Below are 7,138 nucleotides of genomic sequence, written 5' to 3' on the forward strand. Positions count from 1 at the left end.
GGCCAAGGCGCGGCTGACCACCATACCGACGCAGACCGAGAACAACGCCGTGTCCCCCTGCACGGCGGCCCCGCCTCCTGGACGGCCCACGCCGACCTGCTCGTGGACCTTCTCCAGGCAAGCAGGAAGGGGGAGTTCGCGGAGGTGGACCCGGCGCTGGGCGAGCTGATCGGGAGGCCGCCGACGCGGCTGCGGGAGGCACTCGCAGTCGCGCTTACGTGATGTCAGTGCCCGGGCGTCCCGCGCTCCTCGCGGATCTGGCCGACCACCCGGGCCACGGACTGCCGTACGGCCTCCGTCTCCGTCAGGAAGTGCCAGTAGTCGGGGTGGCGGCCCTCCAGCGTGGCGATCGCGCGGTCCAGGCGGGCGACGGCGTCGTCGAGCGGGCGGGCGTGGCGCGGTTCGGGGGTGGTCCGTCCCGTCATCGCGAGGCGCTGGGCGTCGCGGATCGCGAAGCGGGTGCGGTCGATCTCCTGCTGCGGGTCCTTCTGCACGGCGTTCAGCCGGCGCAGCCGGTCACCCGCGGCCGACACCGCCTCGTCGGTGGTGTTGAGCAGCGCCCGTACCGTCGACAGCAGTGCCGTGGCGTCCGTCCAGCGCTGCGCGTCCCGGGCGGCCTGCGCCTCCTTCAGCTTCGCCTCGGCCTGCCGTACGTTCTCGCCGGCCTGCTCGGGGACGTGCTGGAGGTCCTGCCAGCAGGCGGCGGAGAAACGCCGGCGCAGCTCGCTCAGTACGGGGTCGACCTGGCCGGCGCGGGTGGTCAGCGCCTGGGCGCGGGTGCGCAGCGACACGAGCCGGTGGTCGATCTCGGCGGCCCGCTCGGGCAACTGCTCGGCCTCGGCCCTGATGGCCTCCGCCTCCCGGGCGACCTGTGTCGCCCGCTCCAGCGTCTGCGGTACGCCGTGCTGCCCGGCCCCCTGGTTCAGCTTCGTCAGCTCGGGGCCGAGCGCGGCGAGCCGGGCGGCGAGGGAGTCGGCCCGCAGCCCCGACGCCCGTACGGCGTCCAGGGCGTTGCTGGCGGCGAGCAGCGACTGCCGGGCCCGCTCGACGGCCGGGGCCAGCCGGGCCAGCTGCGTCTCCGCCTTGCCGAGCAGCGGCCCGAGCCCGCTCTCGAACCGGTCCAGCTCCTGTTTGACCTGCCCCAACTGGTCCTTGGCGGCGGTCAGTTCGGTGCGGGCGCGGTTCGCGGCGGCGGCCTCCAGGTCGTCGCGGTCGAGGTCGTGCGCGTCGACGGCGTTGATGTACCGGCCGCTCGCGTCGTCGATGCGCCGCCCCAGCGCCTCGAAGTCGCTCACGGCACGCCGCGCGGCCGGCGAGTCGTCGACCGCGGTGATGGTGTCTATCGAGATCCGCAGATCCCGCTGGGCGGTGTCCAGCTCGTAGAACGCGGCAGCCGCCGCGTCCTTCGCCGCCTGTGCCTCGGCCCGCTGACTGTCCGCCCGCCCGCCGAACCAGCGCCGGGTGCCACCGCCCGCGAACGCGGCGGGCAGCGCGAGCGCACCGATCAGCAGCGGCAGGCTCAGCACCGTGAGGGTGTCGAGAGCGGCCCGGGTCCCACGGGCATGGGCCGCGGCGGAACCGCGCCGGAGCCGTGTGAGCGGCGAATACGGCTGCGCTGGTGTCGCCGTCACATCCCTCTCCCGTGTCTTCCGTCCTGACCGCTGTCATTCTCCCACCGGTAGAGGACGAACACACGGGCCGGTCAGTTCGCGTTCCGCACCGTGACTTTCCCGCCCCGGCGTGTCTCCGTGGCGATACGGGGAGGACGAACACACGGGCCGGTCAGTTCGCGTTCCGCACCGTGACTTTCCCGCCCCGGCGTGTCTCCGTGGCGATACGGGTTTGCAGGACAGGCCCCGCGGCAATGTAGGCTGTCGACTCATCCTGGGCGCGTAGCTCAGGGGTAGAGCGTCGCCCTTACAAGGCGAATGTCGGCGGTTCGAAACCGTCCGCGCCCACCAGGATAAGCACCAGGTCAGAGGCCTTCCGGGGAGATCTCCGGGAGGTCTCTTTCTGTGATCGAAGTCCCCATGGAGTCCACATCCCCGTCGAGGATGCGCCGCACAGCCGGTCGCAGCCCGTCGTCCCGTCCCGCACGGACGAGGATGCCGGGGATTCCGACGGCCCGGGCGCCGGCGACATCGGCCACCGGGTTGTCTCCGACCATCCAGACCCGCTCGGGACGCCCGGCCCGTTCCAGCGCCACTTCGAAGATCCGCCGGTGCGGCTTCTCCCAGCCGACGAGGGAGGAGTTGACGACAGCCGTGAAGTATCCGCCGAGCCCGAGGTCGTGCAGCAGGGCGTCGAGTTCCGGCACGTGGTTGCTGACGATGACGTGGCGCCAGTCGGCTGCGGCGAGTTCCTCCAGCGCGGCGACGCTGTCGGGGAAGACGGTCCAGCGGCTCGCATCGGTGTAGTGGGTCCGTACGCCTCGTGCGGCCCGGCCGGCCGGCCGGGCGTCGACGCCCGCGCCGATGTAGGCCTTCACGAAGACCGGCTGAAGAGCATTCCACCAGGCGTCGGGGTTGGCCAGTTCAGGATGCCCGGTCTCGGGCCGATGCCAGGGAAAGCCGTCGCGCAACCCGGGCGCCAGATCGGCACCGACCACACCGTGCCTGGGCGCGACCTCCTCCAACGCCTCCACGAGACACCCACGCCACATACCGTCCCTGAACGCCAGGGTCCGGTCGAAGTCCCACAGCACGACGCTTCCAGTCACCTGAGGCATCCTACGGAGGATCAAGTCAGTGGCTGCCTGATACGCGGTTCTGTACCTTGCCCTCATGACCGACAACCGAAAGGGCAATGCCGCGTAGGCGCCCCTCCGCCCTGCGAGGCGAACTCCCCGTCCGGCACGTGAGCCGGCGGCGGTACCCGTGCATCGACCGCCTGTCAGGCTCCTCCGCGGCCGATCTGCGTCGGCTCGAACGCTCGCGCTTCCTCCCCGACGAAACGGCGGAGGCGTTCTGGCACTGGAAGGCCCTTGCCCACGGCCCGCTCAGGCTGATCGCGGACCCGGTGACCGCGAACCGGTGCGGCATCCCTGGCTGTTGTGACATGGGGTACTTCCGTGATCACCTCGAAGCCGTTCTGCACGCCCTGCCCACGAAGAGCGCACGTGAACTGCGCGCCCTTGTCTCCGCCCTCGACGACAAGATCATTGCGAGGTCCAAGAACATCCAGGTCGACAACCTGGGCGCGCCCTGGTGGCGGGACCAGCTTTAGCCTTTCTTGTCGCGATTCCCGGTGGGGATGGGCAGGATGGGCCCATGACTGAACCCGGCACCGCTCCCTCGGTCTCCGTGCTGTCGCTGTGGTCGCACGACTCGGTGTTGTCGATCGGCTCGGTGGGGTCGGTGCTGTCCATCGGGTCCGTCGGGTCGGCGCTGTCCGTCGGGTCGATCGGGAGCGCGTTGTCGGTCGGGTCGATCGGCTCGGCTCTGTCGTGGGTCTCGGTCGGGTCGTGGCTGAGTACGGGGTCCGCGCTGTCCGCGCAGTCACGGTGGTCGGTGCTGTCCTGGCGTTCGACGCGCGCCTTCCGGGGCGCCGGTGTCGGTGCCGGTGCCGGCGGGGTGGCGGTCGTAGGCGCCGTGGGGGCTGTGGCGGCCTTGCTCGTCGTGGCCCGACGGGGCTCGCGGACGCCCTAGCTCAACGGGGTTCGCGGAGGCCTGGGTCAACGGGGCTCGCGGAGGCCTTGGCCGGGGTGAGGTCAGGACCAGAACTCGTTCGATGTGTCGATGTCCTCGACGCACTCGTCCAGGTCCGTGATCTTGTCGCCGAGGATGCGGAAGACGATGCCTCCGGACTCGTCGATGCGCTTGCCGTCGCGCTCGGCGGTGACCTGGTGGAGTGTGACCGCGTGGCCTCGGCCGTCGACCAGGACGGTGCGGAGTTCGACGTGCAGGGTGCCGTTCGTCTGTGCGAAGAGCTGCCCGTACATGTCGATGATCGCGTCCTGGCCCTTGAAGTCGCCGGACAGCGGGTGGGTGCCGGGGACGTGGTGCGTGGCGTCCGAGGACATCAGTCCGCGCAGGGTGTCCATGTCGCCGCGGACGAAGGCGTCGTAGCCCTCGCGGACGAGGAGTGCGTGCGGGTGGTCAGCCATGGTTGATCGCCGCCTCTCGGTTGCTTCGGCGATGTGAGGCTTCTGTCAGTCATTGTCCGCCTTGTCGTCCCCGGATGACACCTCGTGGGCGTGCTTCAGCCTCATCCGCGTGTCCACGCGCTCCGTCGCCGTCACCTCCGTCCAGAAACGGTGGCCGCTGACGAAGACCGCGAGCTCGTGCTCCCGCTGCCGGAGCTTCTCCACCTCGGCCTGTTCGTCGGGCGTCCAGCCGGGGGAGGCGGGGCGTTCCACCTTGCGCCAGCCGCCCGTGTCGCTGAACCCGTCCAGGGGCTCGACCGACCAGGGCAGCCGCTTCAGCAGGGCCGACAGCTCGGCCCGGACCTGATGCAGCTCCTCCTGGCCGGCGAGGAGGTCACTCGGGAAGTCGTACGTCGTAGCCACGCGCTAATGCTACGCCTGTTCGAATTTGGGGCGCGAGTTCCTTCCGGGAGTTCATGCGAACGGGTGTGGGCGACAGAGGATGTCGAGAACGGCACGACCGTTCCCTCCCAGGGGCGATACGGCCACCGTGGCCACACCGCACCGAGGAGGACCCGGCATGGCGATCCGGCGGATGGACAACGTCCTCATCGTTGTCGACGGCCTCGACGCAGCTGTCGCGTTCTTCGTCGCACTCGGCATGGAGCTGGAGGGCAGGATGCCGGTCGAGGGACGCTGGGTGGACCGCGTCATCGGGATCGACGGTGCCAGACAGGACGTCGCGATGCTGCGGACCCCGGACGGCCACAGCCGGCTTGAGCTGACGAAGTTCCACCCGCCGGAGGTGATCACCGCCGAGCCGGTCCACGCGCCGAACTCGTCGGCGAGGTGGCGCAGTTCGAGGACAGCTACCTGCTCTGCCACGTCCGCGGCCCCGAGGGCATTCTCGTCGGACTGGCCGAGCGGCTCGGCCGATGGCCGCCGGACCCGAAGGGTGTCGGTGGGGCCGCCTAGTGTGACGGCATGGACGTGGAACAGGTGGAACTCCGGCCCTGGGCCGACGGTGACTTCTGGTTGTTGGGGCGGCTCAACAGCCCTGAGATGACAGAGCACTTGGGGGGGTCCCGAGAGCGAGGCGCAGCTCGCTGCCCGGCATCGGCGGTATGTCGAGTTGGCGCGCGGGTGCATGTACCGGGTCGAGTCGGCCGGGAGCGGGGAGACCGTCGGGTCGATCGGGTTCTGGGAGCGGGAGTGGCGGGGGGAGTCGGTGTGGGAGACCGGGTGGGGGGTGCTGCCCGAGTTCCAGGGGCGTGGGCTGGCCGCCCGTGCGGCCCGTGCCGTTGTCGAGGTGGCGCGGGCCGACGGGCGGCACCGGTATCTGCACGCCTTTCCGAGCGTCGGCCATCATGCGTCCAACTCGGTGTGCCGCAAAGCCGGGTTCACCCTGCTCGGTGAGGTGGAGTTCGAGTACCCGAAGGGGCACTGGATCCCCTCCTGCGACTGGCGGGTCGACCTCGCAGGGTGACGTGACCTGTCAGTCGGTGCGCGGTGTCGCCAACTCCCTTACCAGCCTTGCCGTTACCGGCACGGCGATCCCCTGCCGCTCCGCCGCCCGCAGCAACGCCCCGCCGATCGCGTCCAGTTCGAGCGCGCGGCCCGCCTCCGCGTCACGCTGCATCGACGACTTCGTCTGCGGAGGGAACGTGTCGTACCGGGCCAGTGCTCCCGCCGGGTCCGACGGGCCGCCGTAGGACCGGCTCACCGCCGCCGTCTCCTCCAGCAGGGCCGTCAACTCCTCGCGGTGGCGCGTGCGTACGTCGCCCAGGGGGGCGCGGTAGCGGGTCGTGAGGAGGGCGAGGGGGGCGAGGAATGTCATCTTGGCCCACAGGGCCGCCGTCTCGTCGGGGAGGACGCGGGTCGTGGGGCCGGCTGTTCGCAGTGCCGCCGCGAGTGCGTCCAGGCGTTCGCGGGGGACCGGGTCGCCGGTCAGGTCGATCTCCGCGAACGGGCTGCCGTGCTCAATCAGCCCTGGGGTGACGCGAGTTGACTCGACCCGGATGATCGCGGGGGCGACGCGGGTGGAGGTGTAGCGGGCGCGCAGGTGTGCGGGGTGTTCCACGCCGTTCAGGAACGGGACGAGGAGGGCGTCGCCCAGTGCGGTCGCCGGGACGCGGGCCAGTGCCGCGTCCAGGGCCGTCGCCTTGACCGTGATCAGGCAGGCGTCGACCGGTTCGCGCAGTTCCGTGTCCGCCTCCACCGGTGCCGTGAAGTCGCCGAAGGCGGCGCTGCGGACCCGGATCCCGTTCGTACGGAGGGTGTCGGCCGTCTCTTCTCCGGCCAGGCAGATCACCCGGTGGCCGGCCCGGGACAGCAGTGCCGCGAGCAGGCCGCCCACGCCGCCGGGGCCCAGTATCGCCACGGTCAGTTCGTTGTTCGCCATGTCGTTCCTCTCGTCGGTCGGCCCCGTGCGCGGTGACGGTGGCCGCCTCGGAAAGGATCATCGCAGGTGTGTTCGGGAGAGGGGCGGCGGCATCGCTTGCGGAGCGCGAGACTGTACGTATGTGCCGCAGCATCAAGACTCTTCGACCGCCCGCCCTGCCCGACGAGGCCACGGAGGAGGAGGTCCGTGCCGCCGCGTTGCAGTACGTGCGCAAGGTCTCCGGGTTCCGGGTGCCTGCGGCGCACAATCGCGAGGTGTTCGAACGTGCGGTGGACTTGATCGCCGAGGCTACGGCTGAGCTGCTTGCGGGGCTTGAGGTGCGGGGCGCTCCGCGGGGGGCGTAGGGGTCATGGCGCGGGTCGGTGGGGGGCTGGGCGCGCCCGTGCGGCGGAGCCGCACATGTCGCGGCCTCGCGCCCCTGGGAGTGGTCGACTTCGTCGCCCAGCTCCTACGGCGCGGTTGCCTTCGTCTGCGGGTCGGTGGGGGCTGGGCGCGCAGTTCCCCGCGCCCCTGAGGGCGGTCGCCTGCGGCGCCCGGCCCCCACGGCGCCAAGCCACCTGCGGGACGGATCCATCACGGTCCGAAGCCACCTGCGGCCCGAAGCCACTCACGGCGCCTGGCCACTCACCACGCCCGAAGCCACGCATGGCGTC

The 7,138-nt window shown here is 71.0% G+C and carries 8 protein-coding genes, 1 tRNA gene and 2 pseudogenes; 6 read left to right on the forward strand and 5 right to left on the reverse strand.

Annotation, left to right across the window (positions count from 1 at the left end; all coding sequences use genetic code 11):
* Positions 1 to 224: 224 nt before the first annotated feature.
* Positions 225 to 1,631 carry a hypothetical protein gene (locus tag ACIQBL_RS40860; protein ID WP_401951969.1) on the reverse strand — a complete coding sequence of 469 codons (1,407 nt, stop codon included), beginning with the start codon at positions 1,629 to 1,631 and terminating at the stop codon, positions 225 to 227.
* Between the two features lie 255 nt (positions 1,632 to 1,886).
* Here ACIQBL_RS40860 and ACIQBL_RS40865 point away from each other — a divergent pair.
* Positions 1,887 to 1,961: transfer RNA gene (locus ACIQBL_RS40865), tRNA-Val, on the forward strand.
* Between the two features lie 14 nt (positions 1,962 to 1,975).
* On the opposite strand, the gene ACIQBL_RS40870 is transcribed toward ACIQBL_RS40865, so the two are convergent.
* Complete coding sequence (locus ACIQBL_RS40870; RefSeq protein WP_401951970.1) at positions 1,976 to 2,719, reverse strand: HAD family hydrolase; 744 nt, start codon at positions 2,717 to 2,719, stop codon at positions 1,976 to 1,978.
* Positions 2,720 to 2,856: 137 nt separating this feature from the next.
* On the opposite strand from ACIQBL_RS40870, the gene ACIQBL_RS40875 reads away from it, so the two are divergent.
* Together ACIQBL_RS40875 and ACIQBL_RS40880 are read left to right on the forward strand one after the other, a co-directional pair.
* Positions 2,857 to 3,225: a hypothetical protein gene (locus tag ACIQBL_RS40875; RefSeq protein WP_401951972.1), complete on the forward strand. Its 369-nt coding sequence runs from the start codon at positions 2,857 to 2,859 to the stop codon at positions 3,223 to 3,225.
* A gap of 44 nt (positions 3,226 to 3,269) precedes the next feature.
* Positions 3,270 to 3,647, forward strand: a complete 378-nt coding sequence (locus ACIQBL_RS40880; protein WP_401951975.1) for a hypothetical protein — start codon at positions 3,270 to 3,272, stop codon at positions 3,645 to 3,647.
* Positions 3,648 to 3,709: 62 nt separating this feature from the next.
* On the opposite strand, the gene ACIQBL_RS40885 is transcribed toward ACIQBL_RS40880, so the two are convergent.
* A complete protein-coding gene (locus tag ACIQBL_RS40885) occupies positions 3,710 to 4,105 on the reverse strand; it encodes a nuclear transport factor 2 family protein (RefSeq protein WP_401951978.1) in 396 nt (131 codons plus the stop codon).
* A 45-nt stretch (positions 4,106 to 4,150) separates the two neighbouring features.
* A complete protein-coding gene (locus tag ACIQBL_RS40890; RefSeq protein WP_401951981.1) occupies positions 4,151 to 4,507 on the reverse strand; it encodes a hypothetical protein in 357 nt (118 codons plus the stop codon).
* A gap of 157 nt (positions 4,508 to 4,664) precedes the next feature.
* On the opposite strand from ACIQBL_RS40890, the pseudogene ACIQBL_RS40895 reads away from it, so the two are divergent.
* Positions 4,665 to 5,059: pseudogene (locus ACIQBL_RS40895) on the forward strand (VOC family protein).
* 9 nt (positions 5,060 to 5,068) lie between these two features.
* Positions 5,069 to 5,570: pseudogene (locus tag ACIQBL_RS40900) on the forward strand (GNAT family N-acetyltransferase).
* A gap of 9 nt (positions 5,571 to 5,579) precedes the next feature.
* On the opposite strand, the gene ACIQBL_RS40905 reads toward ACIQBL_RS40900, so the two are convergent.
* Positions 5,580 to 6,485 (reverse strand): ketopantoate reductase family protein, encoded by a 906-nt coding sequence (locus ACIQBL_RS40905; protein ID WP_401951983.1) that lies wholly within the window; start codon positions 6,483 to 6,485, stop codon positions 5,580 to 5,582.
* A 119-nt stretch (positions 6,486 to 6,604) separates the two neighbouring features.
* Between ACIQBL_RS40905 and ACIQBL_RS40910 the strand changes: the two genes are divergently transcribed.
* On the forward strand, positions 6,605 to 6,829 hold the full coding sequence (locus ACIQBL_RS40910; RefSeq protein ID WP_401951986.1) for a DUF2277 domain-containing protein: 225 nt from the start codon (positions 6,605 to 6,607) through the stop codon (positions 6,827 to 6,829).
* The last annotated feature ends 309 nt before the right edge of the window (positions 6,830 to 7,138 follow it).

Origin of the sequence: Streptomyces sp. NPDC088350, assembly GCF_044753545.1 — a bacterium.
Taxonomy (GTDB): Bacteria; Actinomycetota; Actinomycetes; order Streptomycetales; family Streptomycetaceae; genus Streptomyces.

Coding starts and splice junctions, on each gene's coding strand:
- ACIQBL_RS40880 (WP_401951975.1), top strand. CDS start 3,270: ATGACTGAACCCGGCACCGCTCCCTCGGTCTCCGTGCTGTCGCTGTGG.
- ACIQBL_RS40885 (WP_401951978.1), bottom strand. CDS start 4,105: ATGGCTGACCACCCGCACGCACTCCTCGTCCGCGAGGGCTACGACGCC.
- ACIQBL_RS40905 (WP_401951983.1), bottom strand. CDS start 6,485: ATGGCGAACAACGAACTGACCGTGGCGATACTGGGCCCCGGCGGCGTG.
- ACIQBL_RS40910 (WP_401951986.1), top strand. CDS start 6,605: ATGTGCCGCAGCATCAAGACTCTTCGACCGCCCGCCCTGCCCGACGAG.